The sequence below is a fragment of the Streptosporangium sp. NBC_01469 genome (genome assembly GCF_036227305.1).
Lineage (GTDB): Bacteria > Actinomycetota > Actinomycetes > Streptosporangiales > Streptosporangiaceae > Streptosporangium.
Map to the genome: position 1 here is coordinate 5,805,579 of NZ_CP109465.1, position 20,666 is coordinate 5,826,244.

A 20,666-nucleotide genomic window follows, 5' to 3' on the forward strand; every position below is an offset into this window, starting at 1 on the left:
GGTTTTGGTGTTATTGTCGTCATATGTCGGCAGTTCCCTTGCATCTCACCGTCGCACTCGACGGCGCCGGATGGCATCCCGCGGCCTGGCGTGACCCCGCCGCCTCCCCGAAAGCCCTGTTCACCGCCGCCTACTGGGCCGCCCTGGTGGCCGAGGCCGAGCACGGCCTCCTCGACTTCGTCACCATCGAGGACTCCCTCGCCCTGCAGACCACGCGCCTGGACGGCCACGACGGCCGTACCGACCAGGTGCGCGGGCGTCTCGACGCCGTCCTCGTGGCCTCCAGGATCGCCCCGCTGACGAGCAGGATCGGTCTGGTGCCCACGGTCACCACCACGCACACCGAGCCCTTCCACGTCGCCAGCTCCATCGCCACCCTCGACTACGTCAGTTCCGGACGGGCCGGATGGCGCGCCCAGATCTCCGGGCGCCACACCGAGGCCGCCCACTTCGGCCGCCGGGAGGTTCCCGAGCTGAGGCCGGAGAATCTCGCCGACATCGACAAGGCACCCCTGGTGCGGGAGCTGTTCGGCGACGCCGCCGACGCGGTGGAGGCGGTGCGGCGCCTCTGGGACAGCTGGGAGGACGACGCGGTCATCCGCGACGTGGCCACCGGCAGGTTCGTCGACCGCGACAGACTCCACTACGTCGACTTCGAGGGCGAGCACTTCACCGTCAAGGGACCCTCCATCGTGCCGCGACCGCCCCAGGGGCAGCCGCTGGTCACCGCACTGGCCCACGCCCGGCTGCCGTACGAGTTCGCGGCGCGCGGCGCCGACGTCGTCTACGTCACGCCGCACGACACCGAGCAGGTACGGGCCATCGTGGGCGAGGTGCGCGAGATCGCGGGAGAGGTGCGCGACCCGGACGCCGGGGAGCTGAAGGTCTTCGCCGACCTCGTCGTGTTCCTGGGAGAGGACGGGGACGAGGCCCGCGGGCGCAGGGCCCGGCTCGACGAGCTCGACGGTGCCGCGTACACCTCCGACGCCGCGATCTTCACGGGCACGCCCGGCGAGCTCGCCGACCTGCTCCTGGAGTGGCGCGCGGCCGGCCTGGAGGGCTTCAGGCTCCGGCCCGCCGTGCTGCCGACCGACCTGAACGCGATCACGCGCGGCCTGGTGCCCGAGCTCCAGGGACGGGGCGCCTTCCGCCGCGCGTACGAGGCCGACACCCTTCGCGGCCACCTCCACCTGCCCCGACCCGCCAGCCGCTACGCAGGGAGCCGACGATGAAGCAGGTCATCCTCGCCGCCCACTTCCCGGGCGTGAACAACCACACGGTCTGGAGCGATCCCGCCTCGGGCAGCCAGATCGACTTCGCCTCGTTCACCCACCTGGCGCGGACCGCCGAGCGGGGGAGGTTCGACTTCTTCTTCCTCGCGGACGGGCAGCGGCTGCGCGAGCAGCGCGGCAAGATCCACGACCTCGACGTGGTCGGCCGCCCCGACTCGCTCACCGTGCTGTCCGGCCTGGCCGCGGTCACCGACCACCTGGGCCTGGCCGGGACGATCAACGCCACCTTCAACGAGCCGTACGAGCTCGCCCGCAAGCTCGCCACCCTCGACCACCTGTCCGGCGGGCGGGCCGGGTGGAACGTCGTCACCTCCTCCGACGCGTTCACCGGGGAGAACTTCCGCCGGGGCGGTTTCCTGGAGCACGCGCAGCGCTACGAGCGGGCCGAGGAGTTCGCGCGGACCGTCAACGAGCTCTGGGACTCGTGGGCCGCCGAGGACCTCGTCGCGGACCCGTCGGCGGGCACGTTCGCCAGGGCGGACGCGGGGGAGTTCGCCCACCGGGGCACCCACTTCGACATCGGCGGCCACTTCACCGTGCCGCGCAGCCCGCAGGGCCGCCCGCTGACCATCCAGGCAGGGGACTCCGAGGGGGGCAGGGCCTTCGCGGCGGCCACCGCCGACGCCATCTTCTCCCGGCACAGCAGGCTCCAGGAGGGGCAGGCCTTCTACCGGGACATCAAGTCGAGGCTGGCCGCGCACGGCCGGTCGCCCGACTCCCTGAAGATCCTGCCCGGTGTCACGTTCGCGCTCGGCGACACCGACGCCGAGGCCCAGGAGAACGCCGACCACATCCGCCGCCAGCAGGTCAGCCCGCAGACCGCGATCCTGCTGCTGGAGCAGCTGTGGAACCGCGACCTGTTGGCCTACGACCCCGAGGGCCCGCTGCCCGAGATCGACCCCGACGTCTCGGAGGATTCGATCATCAAGGGCCGGACCCGGATGTACCGCGACCCGCTCAAGACGGCGGCGGAGTGGCGGGCCCTGGCCGAGTCCAAGAAGCTCGGCATCCGCGACCTGATCATCGAGGTGACCGGCAGGCAGTCCTTCATCGGCTCGCCCTCGCGCGTCGCCGAGGAGATCAACGAGTTCGTGCAGGGCGACGCCTCCGACGGCTTCATCCTGGTGCCGCACCTCACCCCCGGCGGTCTGGACGCCTTCGTCGACACGGTCGTGCCGCTGCTGCAGGAGCGCGGGGTCTTCCGCGCCGAGTACGAGACCACCACGCTGCGCGGCCACCTCGGCCTGGAGAGCGAACGATGAAATTTCTGGCCATCACCCTGATCGTCCACGGTCCCGACCCCATCACCGGCGAGCTCAAGTCGACCAACGCGCGCCTGCGCGAGGTGGTCGAGAACGCCGTACTGGCCGAGGAGCTCGGCTTTGACGGCTTCGGCGTCGGGGAGCGGCACGAGCGCCCGTTCATCTCCTCGTCCCCGCCGGTCGTGCTCAGCCACATCGCGGCCAGGACGTCCACGATCAGGCTGTTCACCGCGGTCACCACGCTGAGCCTGCTGGATCCCGTACGGGCCTACGAGGACTACGCCACCCTCGACCACCTCTCCGGCGGGCGCCTGGAACTCATCATCGGCAAGGGCAACGGCGCCGCGCAGGCCCAGCTGTTCCACGTGACCGGCGAGGACCAGTGGGACCGCAACCGGGAGGGCTACGAGCTGTTCCGCCGCCTGTGGCGGGAGGACAAGGTGACCTGGTCCGGTAAGTTCCGGCCGTCCCTGACCGACGCGGAGACCTGGCCGCGCCCGCTGCAGCGGCCCGTCCGCGTCTGGCACGGCAGCGCCACCAGCGAGGAGTCGGTGGAGCTCGCAGCCCTGTACGGCGACCCGCTCTTCTCCGCCAACGTCAGCAACCCGGTCGAGCCGTACGCCGAGTTGGTCCGCCACTACCGGGAACGCTGGGAGTTCCACGGTCACGACCCCGCCGACGCGCTGGTGGGCGCGGGCACCGCCGGTTACTACGCGACCAAGAACTCCCAGGACGCGATCGAGACCTACCGGCCGATCTTCAACGCCAGGCTGGAGCTGTTCAGGAAGGTCGGGGTGACCCCGGTCTTCCACACCCTGGAGGACGCGATCGAGCGCAGCTCGATCCTGGTCGGCAGCCCGCAGCAGATCATCGACAAGGTCCACCGCTACCACGAGCGGCTCGGGCACGAGGTCATGCACCTGCACGCCGACGCGGACGGCCTCACCGACAAGCAGCACCGGGCGGCCCTGGAGCTCTTCCAGAGCGACATCGCCCCCGTGCTGCGCGCGGAGATCCCCAGCAGGCCGTTCCCCCGGCACGAGGACTCCGAGCAGCACGGCGACCTCGGGGGTTCGCGGCACGAGGTCTCCGAGCGGCACGGGAGCCCGAGCCTCGGGAGTTCGCGACGCGACGGCTCGCGGCACGAGGACGCGCGGGACGAGAGGCGGCCATGACCTCCCTGTCGATCCTCGACCTGGCCCCCATCCCCTCCGGCGGCACCGCCGGCGACGCGCTGCGCAACACCCTGGACCTGGCCCGGCGGGCCGAGGGGTTCGGCTACCACCGCTACTGGGTGGCCGAGCACCACCTCGCGCCCGGCGTCGCCAGCGCAGCCCCCGCCGTGCTCATCGGCCTGGTGGCCGCCGCGACCAGCACGATCAGGGTCGGCTCGGGAGCCGTCCAGGTCGGCCACCAGACCGCGCTGTCCGTGGTCGAGCAGTTCGGTCTCGTCGAGGCGCTCCACCCGGGCCGCGTCGATCTCGGCCTGGGCCGGTCGGGCCAGCGCAAGGCCGAGTTCGCCGAACTGGCGAAGAAGGCGCCGCCCCCGCCGAAACCCGCCAGGGTCGTGGACGGGCTGCTCATCCCGGAGGCCTTCTCCTTCGCCGCGCTCGCGAAGTCGCCGCTGTTCTCCCTGTACGGCGCGCTGCTGCAGCAGCCGGGCGCGGAGAGCCCCGACTTCGCCGACCAGGTGGACGACATCGCGGCGCTGCTGGCCGGGACCTACCGTTCCCCGGAGGGGGTGGCCGCGCACGCGGTGCCGGGCGAGGGGGCGGACCTGCAGCTGTGGATCCTGGGCAGTAGCGGCGGGCAGAGCGCGCAGGTGGCGGGGGAGCGGGGACTGCCGTTCGCGGCGAACTACCACGTCAGCCCGTCCGGGGTGCTGGACGCCGCGGAGGCGTACCGGGAGGCGTTCAAGCCCTCGGAGGTCCTCGCCGAGCCCTACCTGGTCGTCTCGGCCGACGTCGTCGTGGCGGAGGACGACGAGACGGCCCGGGAGCTCGCGTCCCCGTACGGGCTCTGGGTCCGCAGCATCCGCACCGGCGCCGGGGCGATGCCGTTCCCGACACCGGCCGAGGCCGCGGCCCACGAGTGGACGGAGGAGGACCGTGCGCTGGTCGCCGACCGGCTGGCCACCCAGTTCGTCGGCTCCCCGCGGACCGTCGCGGAGAAACTGCGCGTGCTGCGCGACGTCACCGGCGCCGACGAACTGCTCGTCACCACCATGACCCACGACCACGCCGACCGGGTCCGCTCCTACGAGCTGCTCGCCGAGGAGTGGGAGGGACCCGCCACCGGACGTTGAGCTCCCGTCATGCCCTGTCGGCGCCACCGGATCCGGTGGCGCCGACAGGGCATGACCGGTGTCGGAACGGGGCGCGAGCCGCAGCCTCGTATGTCTTTCGCGTCCTTCCGGCCGGTCCGAAACCGGGCCTCCGGTGCGCACGGACGGGGCATCGCGCGGAACCGGGCCGCGAGGGATTGCATAGGAAACTTTCCTATTGAATACTGCGATGAGCAGGCCAGTCCCCCTCAATCTCACCCCTCGCGCCCTCGGTACACCGCCCGGTGAGCCGACGTCCCCGACCGGTCGCCCACCCGGTGACCTCCCGTCCCGGCCGGACCGCCGCGAGGAGGGCTTTCGCATCGAGACATGCCACAGCCATTCCCCGCTCCAAGGAGGTCCCCATGCTCCGACGCGTCCTCGCGACGGCCGCCTGCGCCGTGCTCGCCGGTGCCGCCGTGCTCACACTCGGCTCCCCGGCACAGGCCGCGGCCGGTCCCGCCCGGAGCGCCGCGTCGCTCGTCACGGTCGACCTGGTCTTCAGCCCGCTGTACGTCGGCGACTACTGCAGGGCCAAGGTGAACTCGGCGGCCTACATCGGCTTCTACCGGAACAACAGCATCAGCTGCCACGGGTCGGGATACCTCGGGCAGGGAGACCCGTACCTGGCGTGCAAGTACCTGACCACCGACGTGGTGATGAGCGCCCTGCCCGGCCCGTACGAGGCGCTGCTCTGCCGCGTGATCCGCTGAGCCCCACCCCCACGGCTGAGACGGCCACCCGCCGTGGCGGGTGGCCGTCAGACCGCTCCGAGCGTCCCGCCGTCCTCGATCAGATTCGTTCGAGGACGACGACCGGTATCACGCGCCGGGACCTGGCCTCGTAGGAGTGATAGACCGGCGCGAGGCGGGTCATCTCGCGCCAGAGTCGCGCCCTCTCCTCCCCTTCGGCGGCGCGTGCCCTGGCGGTGAACCTGTCCGCGCGGACCTGCACCCACACCTCGGGATTCGCCATCGCGTTGAGAAACCACGAAGGGTGCGTGTGCGTGACGGCCGAGCCGGAGGCCACCAGAACGTAGCGGCCTTCGTCCTCCCCGAAGAACAGGCCCGTGCGGTACAGCCTGCCCGTTTTCCGGCCCCTGACGGTGAGCACCAGGTTGGTCATGCCTCCCTCCAGGTAGCCGTCCGCGCCGTCGGTCGCCAGGTAGCGGTGGACGTGCTCGGCCACCGACGGGTCGGGGCTGTCGATCACAACTTCTTCCGGCGTCACGTCGGTTCCAATCGGCGAGGCGGACAACTAGTGGGAAGCGGTCAGGCCCTGCGCGAAACCGCCGTCGACGGCCAGCTCGACGTTCGTGGTGAAGGTCGCGTCGAAGGCGAGGAAGAGCGCCGCGGTGGCGACCTCCTCGATCGTGCCGTTGCGCTGGAGGGGCGTCATCTCGTTCCCCTGCTTCTCGAACTGCGCCCGCTCCTCCTCCGACAGCCCGGCGACGCCCATGGTCGGCGTCTTGATGAAGCCGGGCGCCACCGAGTTGACCCTGATCCGCCGGGGCAGGAACTCGGCGGCGAACACATGGGCGAACGCCCGCAGCGCCTCCTTCGAGCCGGAGTAAACACTCATTCCGGGGAAGACCAGGTCGTTGGCCACGGTGGTGAAGACGAAGGAGCCGCCATCGTTGACGAGTGGCGCCAGGCGCTGCACCGTGAAGAAGGAGCCCTTGGCGTTGATGCCGAACTGCCGGTCGAAGGAGGACTCGGTCACCTGCTCCAGCGCTTCGAATTCGGCGATGCCGTGGTTGACGAACACCGCGTCGAGCCGGCCGAGCCTGTCTTCGACAAGCGCGCCGAGGTGGTCGATGTCAGCCATGCTCGCCGCGTCGGAGCGCACCACGTGCGCCGCCTGGGAGCCGAGTTCGGTCCTGGCCTCCTCCAGTTTCCGCTCGTTCCTGCCGGTGAGCAGGACCTCCGCTCCCCCTTCCAGGAGCGCCTTGACGATCGCCAGTCCCATGCCGTGCGTCCCGCCGGTGACGACGGCCTTCTTGCCTGCGTACTTGCTCATGAAATTTCCTTCTTTCTCGATGGATCTAGCGGGATTCCCCGTCAGGTACGGTTTCGCCGCTGGGGCGTATGTGGCGGAGGGTGACGAGGGCGAGCACGGAGGTGGAGTACAAGGCAGACCCTTTCGTCGGTCCCCACCTTGCGGGTGCGCGCTTCCGGCGGACTTCTGGTGGACTTCCGGTGGACTTCCGGCCTCCCACCTGAGCGCCGAGCCGGTCGATCTGCTGAGATAACGTCGCAACATGCGATTCGGGGTGCTCGGTCCGCTGGCGGTGTGGACGACGGACGGGCAGCCGGTCCGGGTGCCGGAATTGAAGGTCCGCGCGCTGCTGGCCGACCTGCTGGCGCACCGGGGACGGCCGGTGCCCGCCGACCGGCTGATCGACGACCTGTGGGGGGACAAGCTCCCGGCCAACCCCGTGGCGGTCCTGCAGACCAAGGTCTCGCAGCTACGCCGCGTGCTGGAGGACGCCGAGCCCGGCGGCCGGGAGCTCGTGGCCTCGCACCCGCCGGGATACCTGCTGTGGGCCGGCGCGGAGGTCGACGCGGAGAGGTTCGAGACCCTCCTGTCCCGCGCGCACCGGACCGCGACTCCGCGGGCTCAGGCCGCGCTGCTGACAGAGGCCCTGTCGCTGTGGCGGGGGACGGCGTTCGCCGACTTCGCCGACGAGGAGTTCGCCCGAGCCGCGATCACCCGGCTGGCGGAGCAGAGGCTGACCGCGCTGGAGCAGCTGGCCGAGGCGCGACTGGAGCTCGGCGAGCACAACCTGCTGGTCGGTGAACTCGGAGACCTGGTGGCCGGGCATCCCCTGCGGGAACGGCTGCGCGCCGCGCACATGCGTGCCCTGTACCGCGCGGGCCGGCAGAGCGAGGCGCTGGAAACCTACACCGACCTGCGCGTACGGCTGGCAGGAGAGCTCGGTCTCGACCCGGCCCCTGAGCTGGTCGCGCTGCACCAGGCGATCCTGGAGCAGGACCGGGCCCTGAACCTCGAACCCCTGCCGGCCGGCCAGGTCAGGACGAACCTGCCCGCACAGCTCACCGAGCTCGTCGGCAGGACGGAGGCGGTCACGCGGGTGCGCTCGCTGCTCGGCCGGGAACGACTGGTGACGCTCACCGGTCCCGGCGGGGTCGGCAAGACCCGGCTCGCTCTGGAGGCGGCCTCCCAGGTCGCCGACACCTTCTCCGACGGAGTGTGGGTCGTCGAGCTGGCGGCGCTGGACCGCTCGGTCTCGGTGGACGGCATGGCCGAGGTGGTGGCCGCGGTTCTGGGCATCCGTGACGACGCCACCGGCCCCCGCACCGGGCAGGGGCCGGTGGCGCGCCTTGGCGGCGCGTTGCGCGCCAAGGAACTGCTGCTGCTGCTGGACAACTGCGAGCACGTGGTCGAGCCGGTCGCCGAGCTGGCCGAACGGCTGCTCAAGGCCGCGCCCGGACTCCACATCCTGGCCACCAGCCAGGAGCCACTGGAACTGTCGGGTGAGTTCCTGCAGATGGTGCCGCCGCTGGAGGCGCCCGGCCCCGAGACCGAGATGCCACCCACGGCCCTGCTGGAGTTCGGCGCGGTCCAGCTGTTCGCCGTGCGGGCGTCCGCCGCGGCGCCGGGGTTCGCGCTCGACGCCGAGAACGCTCAGGCTGTGGCGGCGATCTGCCGACGCCTCGACGGCATCCCGCTCGCCCTGGAGCTGGCCGCGACCAGGGTCCGGGCGCTCGGCGTACGGGAGCTCGCGGCCCGGTTGGACGATCGATTCCGGCTGCTGGCCGCCGGGAGGCGGGACGCCCCCGCGCGGCAGCGGACCCTGCGGGCGATGATCGACTGGAGCTGGGAGTTGCTGACCGGATCCGAGCGCGTTGTTCTGCGCCGGCTGGCGGTGCATGCGGACGGTTGCACGCTGGAGGCGGCCGAGCAGGTCTGTGCCGGGGACGGCGTACCGGCGACCGGCGTACTCGGCATCCTGGCCCGTCTGGTGGACCGATCGCTCGTCGTCGTGCTGAACGGCGCCGACGGCCTCCGTTACCGGCTGCTCGAATCGGTGGCCGCCTACTGCTCCGAGCGCATGCACGAGGCCGGCGAGTTCGCGATCATGAAGCGCCGGCACGGCGGCTACTACGCGGCGCTGGCCGAGCGTGCCGAGCCGCACCTGCGCGGGCACGAGCAGAACCGGTGGCTGCGCCGGCTGGACGCCGAGACCGCGAACCTGCGGGTCGCGCTCGAGCACGCCGCCCATGACGATGACACCGAGCTCGCGCTGCGGCTGGTCAACGCGCTGGCGTGGTACTGGATCCTGCGCGGCAGGCTTGGCGAGGGCCGCAGGGCGCTGGCCTCGGCGCTGGCGCTGGGCCACCCCGCCGACGAGGCGGGGTCCGCCGAGTGGGGCACGGCCGAGGCATGGTTGGCGGGTACGACGATGCTGGCGGGCGACGGCCTCAACGGAGCGGCGCGCGGCCGTACCGGATCGATGCGCGAGGCCGGCCCCGGCGCGCTGTGCGGGCGGGCCAGGGCGGAGTGGTTCGTGGCGTTCGCGGAGATCGACTTCGGCGAGCTGGCGGCCAGTGAGCGGAAAATGAGTGAGGCGCTGGCGCGGTTCCGGACACTTGACGACCGATGGGGCAGCGCGGCGGCGCTGCTGGGCCTGGCCAAGCAGGCGCTGGTCAGGGGCGACCTCGCCGCGCTGAGCCGCGACGGCGCGCAGAGCCTCGCGTTGTTCGGCGAACTCGGGGATCGTTGGGGCCAGGGGCAGGCGGCGGATCTACTGGGCACGCTGGCCGAGGTCACCGGGGACTACGAGCGGGCCAGGCGGCTGCGTGCGGACGGGCTGCGCATGGCCGAGGAGCTCGGGCTGTGGAGTGAGGTCTCCTACCGGCTGTCCGGGCTCGGCAGGATCGCGTTGCTGACCGGCGACTTCGCGGCGGCTGAGCGGTTGCACCTGCGAGCCATGCGGCTGGCCGCCGAGCAGTCGAACCGGCTCGCGGAGGAGCACGCCGAGATCGGGCTGGGCCTGGGCGCCAGGCGCCAGGGCAGGCTGGCGGAGGCCGAGGCGCATCTGAACCGGTGGCTCGACTGGAACAGGCGGATCGACCCCGACAACGGGACGGCGCTGATCCTGGCCGAGCTCGGCTTCGTCGCCGAGCTGCGCGGGGACGCGGAGGGGGCGCTGGCTCTGCACCTGGAAGGACACGCCGCCGCCCGCGCCACCGGCGACCCGCGGGCGATCGCCCTCGCGCTGGAGGGCCTGGCCGGTGCCCGCGCTCTCGCCGGGCACCCCGGTCACGCCGTCCGGTTGCTGAAAGCGGCGGCCGCGGCGCGCGAGTCGGTGGGGGCCCCACTCCCCGAGGGCGAGCGCGGCGACGTCGACCGGATCACGGCGGCGACGCGAGGCGCCATGCTCGATCGCCTTACGGACACGATCGAATCCCTGGAAGGCGATCTTCGGTTTCCTGCCCGGCCCGCCGTTCCGGCGGGCCGGGCAGGACTCAGGCGCGCTTGGCGATGGCGGTGATGAAGGGCTGGACGAGCCGCGCGGCCAGCGGGCCGAACGCGGCGAGGATGAGGACGTACGCGGCGGCCAGCGGGCCCAGGTCGGGATGCACCCCGGCGGCCACGGCGAGTCCGGCGATCACGATGTTGAACTCGCCCCGGGGGATGAGCGCGATACCGGCCCGCGCCCGCCCGGCCTTGCCGATGCCCGCCCTGCGGGCGGCGTAGGCGCCGGTGAGCAGCTTCGTGATCATGCTGACCAGGGCGAGCAGCGCGGCCAGCCCGGCGACCGGCAGGATCTTGGCCGGGTCGGTCTGCAGGCCGAAGAAGACGAAGAACACCGCGGCGAACAGGTCGCGGATCGGGGTGAGCAGCGCCTGCGCGTCCTCGGCCAGCTCGCCCGAGAGCGCGATGCCGACCAGGAAGGCGCCGACCGCGGCCGAGACCTGCAACTGCTGCGCCACCCCGGCGACCAGCAGCGCGAGGCCGACGACCTTCAGCAGCAGCACCTCGGAGTTGGGGCTGGAGACGAAGGCCTCGATGAACCTGCCATAGCGGAGCGCGACCAGCAGCACGACGCTGACCGTGGCCAGCGCGATCGCCACGGTGACCGCGCCGCCGGCGAAACTCACTCCGGCCAGCACCGCGGTGAGGATCGGCAGGTAGACGGCCATCGTCAGGTCCTCGAAGACCAGCAGCGACAGCACCACCGGCGTCTCGCGGTTACCGATCCACCCCAGGTCGGACAGGACCTTCGCGGTGATGCCCGAGGAGGTCGCGTACGTGACACCGGCCATGGCGATGGCGGCCACCGGACCCCAGCCCAGCAGCAGCGCGGCGATCGCGCCCGGTGCCGCGTTGAGCACCAGGTCGACGACGCCCGCGCGCGCGTTGCCCTTCAGGCTCGTCACGAGCTCGTCGGCGTTGTACTCCAGGCCGAGGGTGAGCAACAGCAGGATCACGCCGAGCTCGGCCCCGACCGAGATGAACTCCTCGCTGGTGGCGAGGGGCAGGATGCCGCCGGTGCCGAAGGCCAGACCGGCGATGAGATAGAGGGGGATGGGCGAGATGCCCACCCTCAGAGCGAGTGCTCCCAGTATGCCGAGCCCGAGAAGGACAGCACCGAGCTCAAGGAAAAGAATCGCAGTGTGCACCCGGTGCCCTACCCGCCGGAAAGGATGTCGGAGACGGCGGATGTGCTCTCCGGGCTGCCCACCACGACCACCACGTCACCCTCGAACAGCGTGAAGTCGGGGGCGGGGCTGGCGAACACCTGACCCTCGCGCACCACGGCCACGATGGAGGCGCCGGTGCGGGTGCGGACGCGCGCGTCACCCATCGGCCGGCCGGCGTACGGAGAGCCGGGCACGATCGGCAGCTGCAGGCTGACCAGGCCCTCGACCTCGCGGTGCAGGGCGTTGAGGCGCTGCACGATGCGCGGGGCGCCGAGCAGCTCGGCGAGCGCGTCGGCCTCCTCGTCGTTCAGCTTGACGGTCTCGCACGCGCGGTCGGGATCGTCGGGGTCGTATATCACCAGGTCGCGGCGGCCGGTGCGATGAGAGACGATCCCGATGCGCCTGCCCGACCGCGTCGTGAACTCGTGTCGCAGTCCTATACCGGGCAGTGCCGTCTGCTCGACCTCCACCGTGCCAGCTCCTCCGCGTACGCGTGCGTTTTGTCCTTTCCGGAAAACCTACCAACCGGGGCACCGGAGCGCGCCATCGGTAATTACCCGTATTACCGATTGACTTTGTGGGTTATTTGCCAGACGATTGGCGGGAACCCAGCCTCCAGCCGTGAATGAGGTCTTCCGTGTCCGCTCCCGCCGTCGACGCGGGGATGCGACAACGGGCCGTGCGAACACGGTCACGCGTCCCCCTGCTCTCCGCCACCGCCTGGCAGCGCCTCGCCAGTCCTCTGGTCATCGTCGTCGTGTGGCAGGTCGCCAGCACCACCGGACTCCTCCCGGAGCGGCTCCTCGCCTCGCCCCTCAAGATCCTCACCACCGCCGCCGGGCTCGTCCAGGAAGGCGTCCTGCCCGAGGCGATCGCCGTCTCGCTCCAGCGGGCCGTGATCGGCTTCACCCTCGGCGCGGTCGCCGGAATCGGCCTCGCCCTGGTCGCCGGGCTCAGCCGCGTCGGTGAGAACGCCGTCGACCCGCCGCTGCAGATGCTGCGGGCGCTCCCGCTGTTCGGCCTGATCCCGCTGTTCATCCTCTGGTTCGGCATCGGGGAGACCCCCAAGGTGGCCCTGGTCGCCCTCGGCGTGGTCTTCCCGCTCTACCTCAACACCTTCTCCGGGATCCGCGGCGTCGACGGCAAACTCGCCGAGGTGGCCCGGGTGCTGCGGCTGAGCCGTACGGAGACGGTCACCCACATCGTCCTGCCGGGCGCGCTGGCCCAGACTCTCGTCGGCCTGCGGCAGAGCCTGGGCGTGGCCTGGCTGGCACTGATCGTGGCCGAGCAGATCAACGCGGACGCCGGGCTGGGATACATGATCAACAACGCCCGGGAGTTCCTGCGCACCGACGTGATCGTCGTCGGCCTGATCGTCTACGCGATCCTCGGCCTGCTGACGGACGCGCTGGTGCGCCTGCTGGAGAGGAGGGCCCTGTCATGGCGGCAGAATTTCCTGTAACGCTGACCTCGTCCCGTACGGAGGCGCCTGCGCGCACCGATTCCCGGTCCTCCACGGCGGCCCCGCCCCGCACGGAGCCCCGGCCCTCCACGGAGACCCCGTCCCGCACGGCGGCTCCGGTGGCGGCCGTACGGGGGCTCACCCGGGACTTCGGGGAACGGCGGGTCCTCGACGGGGTCGACCTGGAGATCGCCCGGGGCGAGTTCGTCGCCCTGCTCGGCCGCAGCGGCTCGGGCAAGTCCACCCTCCTGCGGGTGCTCGCGGGGCTCGACCCCGGCGCCGAGGGCGAGGTCGAGGTCGGTGGCACCGTCGCCGTGGCCTTCCAGGAACCCCGGCTCGTGCCGTGGAAGCGGGTCCTGGCCAACGTCGCCCTCGGCCTCCGCGCCCCCGACCCGCGCGCCGCCGCGCTCGCCGCGCTGGAGGAGGTCGGCCTCGGCGGCCTCCGCGACGCCTGGCCGCTCACCCTGTCGGGCGGCGAGGCCCAGCGGGCCTCGCTGGCCAGGGCGCTGGTCCGCGAACCCGGGCTGCTCCTGCTGGACGAGCCGTTCAGCGCCCTGGACGCGCTGACCCGCATCACCATCCACCGGCTCGTGCTCGACCTGTGGGCGAGGCACCGCCCCGGCATCCTGCTCGTCACCCACGACGTGGACGAGGCCATGCTGCTCGCCGACCGTGTCCTGGTGCTCGACGGGGGCGCCATCGCCCACGAGTCCAGGATCGAGCTGCCCCGACCCCGCCACCGCGACCACCCCGATCTCATCGCACTGCGCTCCACCCTGCTCAACCGGCTGGGCGTCACCCCGGAAGGAACCGCATGAAACGTCGTGTCACCGCCCTGATCGCCGCGGCACTGCTCCTCACCGTCACCGCCGCCTGCGGAGCGGAGGAGGAACAGGGCGTCCGCGCCGACGGCTCGGTCGACCTGTCCCAGGTGACGCTGCGCGTCGGCGACCAGAAGGGCACGGGCCTCCAGGCGCTGCTGACGGCGGCCGGACAGCTCGACGACGTCAAGTACAAGGTGACCTGGTCCCAGTTCACCTCGGGGCCGCCGATCCTGGAGGCCATCAACGCCGGTTCCCTGGACTTCGGCGCGGTGGGCAACGCCCCGCCGGTCTTCGCCGCAGCCGCCGGGGCGAAGATCTCCATCGTCGCGGTCGCGGAGAAGGGCGTCGGCGGCCAGGCCGTCGTCGTCCCGGCGGACTCGCCCATCAAGACCCCGGCCGACCTGCGCGGCAAGCGTGTCGCCGTGGCCAAGGGCAGCTCCGCGAACTTCCACCTGCTGGCCGTGCTGAAGAAGGAGGGCCTGGGCTTCGGCGACATCCAGCCCCAGTATCTCCAGCCGCCGGACGCCCTCGCCGCGCTCTCCTCCGGCAAGATCGACGCCTGGGCCATCTGGGATCCCTACACCGCCCAGGCCGAGTCCCAGACCAAGGCGCGCATCCTGGTCGACGGTGAGGGCTACGCCAACGGCTTCGAGTTCCAGATCGCGGGCAAGGACTCCCTCGCCGACCCGGCCCGCGCGGCGGCGCTGGGCGACTGGGTGTCGCGGATCCGCAAGGCGCACCGGTGGGCCAACGACCACCAGGACGAGTGGACCAAGGTCTACTCCGAGCTCACCGGGCTGGACCCGGGGATCGTCGGCACGGCGATCAAGCGCAGCTCGTTCAAGGACCTCAAGCTCGCCGGGGACGTCGTCGAGCGCGAGCAACTCGTGGCCGACGCCTTCAGCGAGGCCAAGCTCATCCCGGTACCCGTCAAGTTCGCCGACGTCGTCGACACCCGGTTCGACGCCACCCTGGAGAACCCCTCGTGACGCCCCTCGCGACGTCCCTTCCGAGGTCCGGAGGCACCCGATGAAGTTCCACTGGTTCCTGCCCACCGCCGGTGACAGCCGGGTCCTCACCGGGGGCGGCCACGGCCTCGCCAGAGGGCACGGCCGCTCCGAGGCGGCGGCGTTCCGTCCCCCGGACATCGAGTATCTGGCGCAGGTCGCCCGCTCCGCCGAGCAGCTCGGCTTCGAGGCGGTCCTCACCCCGACCGGCACCTGGTGCGAGGACGCCTGGCTGGTCACCGCCGCGCTGACCCGCGAGACCGAGCGGCTGAAGTTTCTCGTCGCGTTCCGGCCGGGCTTCATGTCCCCGACACTGGCCGCGCAGATGGCCGCCACCTACCAGCGGCTCTCGCGCGGCAGGCTCCTGCTCAACGTGGTGACCGGCGGGGAGACCGTCGAACAGGCCAGGTTCGGCGACCACCTGTCCAAGGACGAACGCTACGAGCGCACCGACGAGTTCCTGTCGATCGTGCGCGGCGCGTGGAGCGGCACCCCGTACGACTTCGACGGCACGCACTACCGCGTCGACGGCGCGATGGTGTCCGAGACGCCCGACCCCGTCCCGGAGATCTACTTCGGTGGTTCCTCGCAGGCGGCGGGACCGGTCGCGGCCAGGCACGTGGACGTCTATCTCACCTGGGGCGAGCCCCCGGAGCAGGTGGCGAAGAAGATCGAGTGGGTCCGCGGGCTGGCCGAGGAGCGGGGCCGCAAGCTCCGCTTCGGCATCCGGCTGCACGTGATCACCCGCGACACCGAGCGCGACGCCTGGGCGGAGGCGGAGCGGCTGCTGGCCGCCATCGACCCGGCCGACATCGTCTCGGCCAGGAAGCTGCTGGGCCGCAGCGAGTCGGTCGGCCAGAAGCGCATGCTGGAACTGCACGAGGGCTTCGCCGGCGGCACCGCCCGCGACCTGGAGATCCACCCGAACCTCTGGGCCGGGGTCGGTCTGGTCAGGGGCGGTGCCGGAACCGCCCTGGTCGGCAGCCACTCCCAGGTCGCCGAGCGGATCGAGGAGTACGCCTCGCTCGGCATCGAGGAGTTCGTCCTGTCCGGCTACCCCCACCTGGAGGAGTCGTACTGGTTCGGCGAGAACGTGCTTCCCCGGTTCGCCGCCGCGCCCGTCCCACGGTGAACACCCGGGCGGCCGCGGCGGGACCTTCGGCCGCCCGGAGGTGAGCGCGGTCACCAAGTCCTTGCAGAGTGGATGTCCCGTCCTTCAGGGCGGGGAGGAGTCGCGGAACGGTCGAGCATGGTGGTCTCCCGGTTTTGTCGGAGGGCGTCGGTAGGTTGGTCGGCGTGTCGCGTTTTCGGCTTCAGCCCTCGTCCGCTCAGGAGCGGGTGTTGCTGGAGCATTGCGGGCATGCCCGGTTTGTGTGGAATCTCGCGGTGGAGCAGCACGCTCATTGGAGGCCGGGCCGGGGGTCGGCGCCGGGGTTCGCCGAGCAGTGTCGTCAGCTCACCGAGGCGCGGGCCGCGTTCGAGTGGTTGCGTGCCGGGTCGGTGACGGTGCAGCAGCAGGCGCTCAAGGATTTCCACCAGGCGATGGCGAACTTCTTCGGTAAAACCCACCGCAAGCCCACCTGGCGTAGCCGGGGACGCAACGAGGGGTTTCGGATCGTCGCGGTCAAGCCCGGTGATGTGCGGCGGGTGTCGCGCAACGTGGGCGAGGTGAAGATTCCCAAGGTGGGGTGGGTGCGGTTTCGCTGGTCGCGCCCCGTCGCGCAGGCGAAGTCCTACCGGGTCACCCGGGATGCGGCGGGGCGTTGGCATGTCGCGTTCGCCGCGATTCCCGAGCCGATCCCCGCGCCGGGTGCGGGTGGGGTCGTCGGGGTGGATCGAGGGGTGACGGTCAGCGCGGCGCTGTCCACGGGTGAGTTGCTGAGCGTGCCCGCCCTGCGTGAGACCGAGAGGAAACGGTTGCTGAGGCTGCGGCGCAAGCTCGCGCGAGCCAAGCGGGGATCGAAGCGGCGGGCGAAGGTGAAGCTCGCCATCGCCCGTTTGAAGGCTCGTGAGGCTGATCGGCGTAAGGACTGGGTGGAGAAGACCTCGACCGATCTGGCGCGCCGTTTCGAGGTGATCGCGGTCGAGGAGTTGAAGGTCTCCGCGATGACCCGGTCGGCTAAGGGCACCCTTGAGGTGCCGGGCCGTAATGTTCGGCAGAAGGCGGGCCTGAACCGGGGCATTCTCGCCGCCGGGTGGGGTCGGCTCGTGGTCCGGCTGGAGCAGAAGGCTCCGGGCCGGGTTAGGAGGATCGATCCGCGTTTCACGTCGCAGACCTGTAACGCCTGTGGGCACCGTGCCGGGGAGAGTCGCGAGAGCCAAGCGCTCTTCTCGTGTGTGGGCTGCGGGCATCGGGTCAACGCCGACGTGAACGCGGCCAGGAACATCCGAGATACCGCCGCGGGGCACGCGGTGGCTGCGCGGGGAGGCCTGCCGTTGGGCGGGCCCGCGAACCGTGAACCTCAACGCGACCTCCTCTTCGTGGGGTAGGTGCCGTTGGAATCCCCCGCCTTCAGGCAGGGGAGGATGCCAAGGTGCTGAGCGACTCGCGGAAGTAGGCGTCAGGGAAGACAAGCGTTCGGAAGCAGGCATCCGCTCGGAGGTGGAACCTGCCTGACCGGCCGGGTCCGCCTGGCCGATCGGGCTCCGCCGACCCGGAACCCACCCGGCCCGGACCCGCTCGGCGAGAACCGGTTCGGCCGGAGCTCGTCCAGGCAGGTCATTTCCGGCCAGGGAGGTCACCCGGTCCCGATGTGGAGCGGTGGCGCCTGCGGTAGGCGCGCTGCTGGCAGGCCCGTGAGCAGTAGGCGCGAGGGCGGCCCGTCTCGGCCTGGTCCATGCTCGTTCCGCACATCGCGCACACGGCATTTTCGTCACGTATTACGTCACGCTCGCGAACCAGTGCCTCGACGCCGTCCAGGACGCGCCGCAGGCCGAACTCGAAGGAGTCCTCCGGCTCGTCGTAACCGCCCGCCTCCCAGACGCGGGTCAGCGTGGGATAGAGGTGGAGCTTCTCGTACAGGGAGCTCCTGGCGCCCCACCATTCCTCCTCGGAGACTCCGGTGTGCCGCTCGACCCTGGAGATCTCCGCGGCCCTGGCCGCCTCGCTGTCCACGAACCGGCCGACGAGGCCCACCACGGCGACCATCTCGGAGGGTTTCAGGCCGATCCCCGCCACGGTGCTGAGCGCGTACTCGAAGTGGGCGATGGAGTTCGGGCCGGGAACGTGCCGGGTGCCGCGTGCCCCGGCCAGCCAGGGATGGCGGTGGCACAGGGCCCAGCCGCGCCGCGCCCACCTCTCAACCGCCTCGCGCCACCCGTGCGGCGTGCCCGCCGCGCCGCCGCCGCCCGCCTCGTTCCTCGCCGCGCCCGCCGCCATGTCGCCCGGCATCGCGTCCGTCGCGGTGTCCGTCGCGGTGTCCGTCGCCACGTCGCCCGGTACCGCGTTCGCCGTCGTGTCCGTCGCCACATCGCCCGGTACGGCGTCTGTCGCGACATTGCCCATCACCGCGTCGCACATCAGGTCGACGAGCTGCGCCTTGCCCGGTACGTGCCGGTACAGCGACATGCTGGTGAAACCGAGCCGTTCGCCGACCCGGCGCATGGACAGCCCCTCGATCCCGTCGACGTCGGCGATCTCGACGGCCGCGCGCACGATCGCGTCGAGGCTCAGCCCCTGTCTCGGGGCGGCGTCCCGCGGTTCCCGCCACAGCAACTCGACCGTCCGCTCCGGATCCTCCTCGACGGCCACCCGTCCTCCTTCGGTTTGACGCTCGACCCCAATATCTGTTTATGCTGTATAGCACTGTTTACATTATAAACGAGGAGTGCTCTTGAAAGAGCTCTACGTCTCTCCCTCCGGTGACGACGCCTGGCCCGGCACCCGCGAACAGCCCCTCGCGACCCTCACCCGCGCCCGTGACCTGGCCCGTGGCACGGGTGCCGTGGTCAACCTGCTGGCGGGCACCCACCGGCTCGCCGAAACCTTCCATCTCACCGAGGCCGACTCCGGCGTGACCTACCGGGCCGAGGGCGAGGCCGTCGTCAGCGGTGGCCGGAGGATCACCGGCTGGCGCGAGCGGGACGGCGTCTGGCTGGCCGAGGTCGGCGACCTCGACACCCGCCGGCTCCACGTCGACGGCCGCAGGGCCGAGCGGTCCGCGATCGACACCGTTCCCGGGAACGCCACCAGAACCGACACGGGTTACGTCACCGACAGCACGGCCCCGCAGAGCTGGGGCAACCCCGGCGACGTCGAGTTCGTCCTGCGCGGCGTCTACCCGTGGACGGAGGCCCGCCTCGGCGTCGCCGCCGTCGAGGGAGACGAGCACTCCACCACCATCACCATGGCCCAGCCCGCCTTCGGCTGGGCGATCAAGCTCTACAACTCGGTCGTCCCGTGGGAGGGCGGCGGCGAGTCCTACGGCCCCGGCCTGCCGACCCGGGTGGAGAACGGCGTGGGCTTCCTGACCGAGCCGGGCACCTTCGCCCTCGACAGGTCCCGCCCCGGCCACCACGTCCTGCACTACCGGCCGCGCCCCGGCGAGGATCCCGGGCGGACGGAGGTCGTCGCGCCCGCACTGGAGGAGCTGGTCAAGGTCACCGGCGCCCGCGACGTCGCCTTCCTGGGCATCACCTTCGCCGACGCCACCTGGATGCGGCCGAGCAGCCCCGAGGGCTTCCTGCACTACCACGGCACCGGCTACTACGACGGCGGCCCCATCGAGAAGATCTCGTTCGCCGAGGGGGCGTGGGTGACGGTGCCGGGGGAGTCGCTGACGATTCCCGCGAACGTCGTGTTCGAGGGCACCGAGCGAGTCACGGTCGAAGGCTGCCGCTTCACCAGGCTGGGCGCCACGGCCCTGTGCTTCTCCGGCGGCACCGGCATTCTGGTGCGGGGCAACGTGTTCGAGGACGTCTGCGGCGGCGGCATCTCGATCGGCGAAAGCCGTGGCGCCAGGATCGAGAACAACTGGATCCACGACATCGGCCTGGAGTACTCCGGCTCGCCCGGCATCGCGGTGACCGCGAGCGAGGACTCCACGCTCGCGCACAACCAGGTGAACGACGTCCCGCACTGCGGCATCGTGCTCGGCCCCGGCAAGAGCACCCGGGTCCTGCGCAACCTCACCTTCAACACGCTGAAGGTGCTGGCCGACGGCGGCGGCGTCTACCTGTCGGGGCCGCAGGGCGACTCCCACGACAACGGCGCGGTGATCCGCGGCAACGTCGTGCGCGACACCCTCACGCCGTACAACTTCGCGCTCTACACCGACTACGGCGCCGCCTGGGTCACCGTCGAGGGCAACGCCGTCCAGCGCGCCGACAACACCGCCACTTTGCAGGTCTGGCCGCCGCTGGAGAACGTCGTCCTCCGCGGCAACATCTGGGACGCCGACCCCGTGGGCCTGGACGACCCGCCGGAGGGCGTCACCCTGGAGGACAACGTGACGGTGGCCGACGCGAAGGACTTCGAGGCCCGTGCGGCGGCCATCACCGCGCGGGCGGGACTGGAACCCGGCTACGCCCACCTGCTCGGCAGATGACCCCGGCGCCCGTACGACGCCTCGGCCGGTGACTCCGGCGCCCGTACGGCGCTTCGGTCGGCGCCCCTTGGCGTCCGCGCGGGGGTCTCGGCCGGTGACCTCCGCGCTCGTACGGCGGCCACGGCCGTGACCACCGGGGACCGTACGGTGGTGCCGGCCGATGGCTGTCGCCGCAGTGGCCGGGGCGGTCGCGGCCCGCCCCGGCGTCTCCCGGTTCCCGGAGAGCACCCGGCCGTCCGGGGAGGCCGCTCTTGGAGAAGCCTTGAGATCGGCATGAGC

At 71.5% G+C, this 20,666-nt stretch carries 17 protein-coding genes; 12 read left to right on the forward strand and 5 right to left on the reverse strand.

Annotated elements, in window-relative coordinates; genetic code table 11:
• Nucleotides 1-23 precede the first annotated feature (23 nt).
• The 5 genes from OG587_RS25500 to OG587_RS25520 all read left to right on the forward strand — a co-directional run bounded on the left by OG587_RS25500 (nt 24) and on the right by OG587_RS25520 (nt 5,590).
• A complete protein-coding gene (locus tag OG587_RS25500; protein ID WP_329079506.1) occupies nt 24-1,232 on the forward strand; it encodes an LLM class flavin-dependent oxidoreductase in 1,209 nt (402 codons plus the stop codon).
• On the forward strand, nt 1,229-2,554 hold the full coding sequence (locus OG587_RS25505; RefSeq protein ID WP_329079508.1) for an NtaA/DmoA family FMN-dependent monooxygenase: 1,326 nt from the start codon (nt 1,229-1,231) through the stop codon (nt 2,552-2,554). Before OG587_RS25500 ends, OG587_RS25505 begins: the two co-directional genes overlap by 4 nt.
• Complete coding sequence (locus tag OG587_RS25510; RefSeq protein WP_329079510.1) at nt 2,551-3,729, forward strand: LLM class flavin-dependent oxidoreductase; 1,179 nt, start codon at nt 2,551-2,553, stop codon at nt 3,727-3,729. The genes OG587_RS25505 and OG587_RS25510 overlap by 4 nt, the downstream gene beginning before the upstream one ends.
• Nucleotides 3,726-4,859, forward strand: coding sequence for an LLM class flavin-dependent oxidoreductase (locus tag OG587_RS25515; protein ID WP_329079512.1), 1,134 nt, complete (start codon nt 3,726-3,728; stop codon nt 4,857-4,859). The genes OG587_RS25510 and OG587_RS25515 overlap by 4 nt, the downstream gene beginning before the upstream one ends.
• A gap of 383 nt (nt 4,860-5,242) precedes the next feature.
• The gene (locus OG587_RS25520) at nt 5,243-5,590 is read left to right on the forward strand and encodes a hypothetical protein (RefSeq protein ID WP_329079514.1); all 348 of its coding nucleotides are present in this window, start codon (nt 5,243-5,245) and stop codon (nt 5,588-5,590) included.
• 79 nt (nt 5,591-5,669) lie between these two features.
• Here the strand turns inward: OG587_RS25520 and OG587_RS25525 are convergent, their stop codons facing one another.
• Complete coding sequence (locus OG587_RS25525; RefSeq protein ID WP_329079516.1) at nt 5,670-6,107, reverse strand: nitroreductase/quinone reductase family protein; 438 nt, start codon at nt 6,105-6,107, stop codon at nt 5,670-5,672.
• 27 nt (nt 6,108-6,134) lie between these two features.
• The gene (locus OG587_RS25530; RefSeq protein ID WP_329079518.1) at nt 6,135-6,896 is read right to left on the reverse strand and encodes an SDR family oxidoreductase; all 762 of its coding nucleotides are present in this window, start codon (nt 6,894-6,896) and stop codon (nt 6,135-6,137) included.
• A 241-nt stretch (nt 6,897-7,137) separates the two neighbouring features.
• Here OG587_RS25530 and OG587_RS25535 point away from each other — a divergent pair, with 241 nt between their 5' ends.
• Nucleotides 7,138-10,395, forward strand: coding sequence for a BTAD domain-containing putative transcriptional regulator (locus OG587_RS25535; RefSeq protein WP_329079519.1), 3,258 nt, complete (start codon nt 7,138-7,140; stop codon nt 10,393-10,395).
• On the opposite strand, the gene OG587_RS25540 is transcribed toward OG587_RS25535, so the two are convergent.
• Nucleotides 10,370-11,527 (reverse strand): cation:proton antiporter, encoded by a 1,158-nt coding sequence (locus OG587_RS25540; RefSeq protein ID WP_329079521.1) that lies wholly within the window; start codon nt 11,525-11,527, stop codon nt 10,370-10,372. The two genes, OG587_RS25535 and OG587_RS25540, sit on opposite strands and share 26 nt — an antisense overlap.
• Nucleotides 11,528-11,535: 8 nt before the next feature.
• A complete protein-coding gene (locus OG587_RS25545) occupies nt 11,536-12,018 on the reverse strand; it encodes a cation:proton antiporter regulatory subunit (protein WP_329079523.1) in 483 nt (160 codons plus the stop codon).
• A 167-nt stretch (nt 12,019-12,185) separates the two neighbouring features.
• Here OG587_RS25545 and OG587_RS25550 point away from each other — a divergent pair, with 167 nt between their 5' ends.
• The 5 genes from OG587_RS25550 (at nt 12,186) to OG587_RS25570 (ending at nt 17,331) form a co-directional block, all read left to right on the forward strand.
• Complete coding sequence (locus OG587_RS25550) at nt 12,186-13,010, forward strand: ABC transporter permease (RefSeq protein ID WP_329079525.1); 825 nt, start codon at nt 12,186-12,188, stop codon at nt 13,008-13,010.
• A complete protein-coding gene (locus OG587_RS25555) occupies nt 12,989-13,828 on the forward strand; it encodes an ABC transporter ATP-binding protein (RefSeq protein ID WP_329079526.1) in 840 nt (279 codons plus the stop codon). Before OG587_RS25550 ends, OG587_RS25555 begins: the two co-directional genes overlap by 22 nt.
• The gene (locus OG587_RS25560; RefSeq protein WP_329079528.1) at nt 13,825-14,823 is read left to right on the forward strand and encodes an ABC transporter substrate-binding protein; all 999 of its coding nucleotides are present in this window, start codon (nt 13,825-13,827) and stop codon (nt 14,821-14,823) included. The genes OG587_RS25555 and OG587_RS25560 overlap by 4 nt, the downstream gene beginning before the upstream one ends.
• A gap of 40 nt (nt 14,824-14,863) precedes the next feature.
• A complete protein-coding gene (locus OG587_RS25565) occupies nt 14,864-15,973 on the forward strand; it encodes an LLM class flavin-dependent oxidoreductase (RefSeq protein WP_329079530.1) in 1,110 nt (369 codons plus the stop codon).
• A 164-nt stretch (nt 15,974-16,137) separates the two neighbouring features.
• The gene (locus OG587_RS25570) at nt 16,138-17,331 is read left to right on the forward strand and encodes an RNA-guided endonuclease InsQ/TnpB family protein (RefSeq protein ID WP_329094012.1); all 1,194 of its coding nucleotides are present in this window, start codon (nt 16,138-16,140) and stop codon (nt 17,329-17,331) included.
• A gap of 229 nt (nt 17,332-17,560) precedes the next feature.
• On the opposite strand, the gene OG587_RS25575 is transcribed toward OG587_RS25570, so the two are convergent.
• A complete protein-coding gene (locus OG587_RS25575) occupies nt 17,561-18,592 on the reverse strand; it encodes a TetR/AcrR family transcriptional regulator (RefSeq protein ID WP_329079532.1) in 1,032 nt (343 codons plus the stop codon).
• 82 nt (nt 18,593-18,674) lie between these two features.
• On the opposite strand from OG587_RS25575, the gene OG587_RS25580 reads away from it, so the two are divergent.
• Nucleotides 18,675-20,387 (forward strand): right-handed parallel beta-helix repeat-containing protein, encoded by a 1,713-nt coding sequence (locus OG587_RS25580; RefSeq protein WP_329079533.1) that lies wholly within the window; start codon nt 18,675-18,677, stop codon nt 20,385-20,387.
• Nucleotides 20,388-20,666: the final 279 nt, after the last annotated feature.

What these genes read in the sequence shown, in the direction of transcription:
- OG587_RS25500 (WP_329079506.1), top strand. Translation starts at nt 24, where the DNA reads ATGTCGGCAGTTCCCTTGCATCTCACCGTCGCACTCGACGGCGCCGGA.
- OG587_RS25505 (WP_329079508.1), top strand. Translation starts at nt 1,229, where the DNA reads ATGAAGCAGGTCATCCTCGCCGCCCACTTCCCGGGCGTGAACAACCAC.
- OG587_RS25510 (WP_329079510.1), top strand. Translation starts at nt 2,551, where the DNA reads ATGAAATTTCTGGCCATCACCCTGATCGTCCACGGTCCCGACCCCATC.
- OG587_RS25515 (WP_329079512.1), top strand. Translation starts at nt 3,726, where the DNA reads ATGACCTCCCTGTCGATCCTCGACCTGGCCCCCATCCCCTCCGGCGGC.
- OG587_RS25520 (WP_329079514.1), top strand. Translation starts at nt 5,243, where the DNA reads ATGCTCCGACGCGTCCTCGCGACGGCCGCCTGCGCCGTGCTCGCCGGT.
- OG587_RS25530 (WP_329079518.1), bottom strand. Translation starts at nt 6,896, where the DNA reads ATGAGCAAGTACGCAGGCAAGAAGGCCGTCGTCACCGGCGGGACGCAC.
- OG587_RS25535 (WP_329079519.1), top strand. Translation starts at nt 7,138, where the DNA reads ATGCGATTCGGGGTGCTCGGTCCGCTGGCGGTGTGGACGACGGACGGG.
- OG587_RS25555 (WP_329079526.1), top strand. Translation starts at nt 12,989, where the DNA reads ATGGCGGCAGAATTTCCTGTAACGCTGACCTCGTCCCGTACGGAGGCG.
- OG587_RS25560 (WP_329079528.1), top strand. Translation starts at nt 13,825, where the DNA reads ATGAAACGTCGTGTCACCGCCCTGATCGCCGCGGCACTGCTCCTCACC.
- OG587_RS25565 (WP_329079530.1), top strand. Translation starts at nt 14,864, where the DNA reads ATGAAGTTCCACTGGTTCCTGCCCACCGCCGGTGACAGCCGGGTCCTC.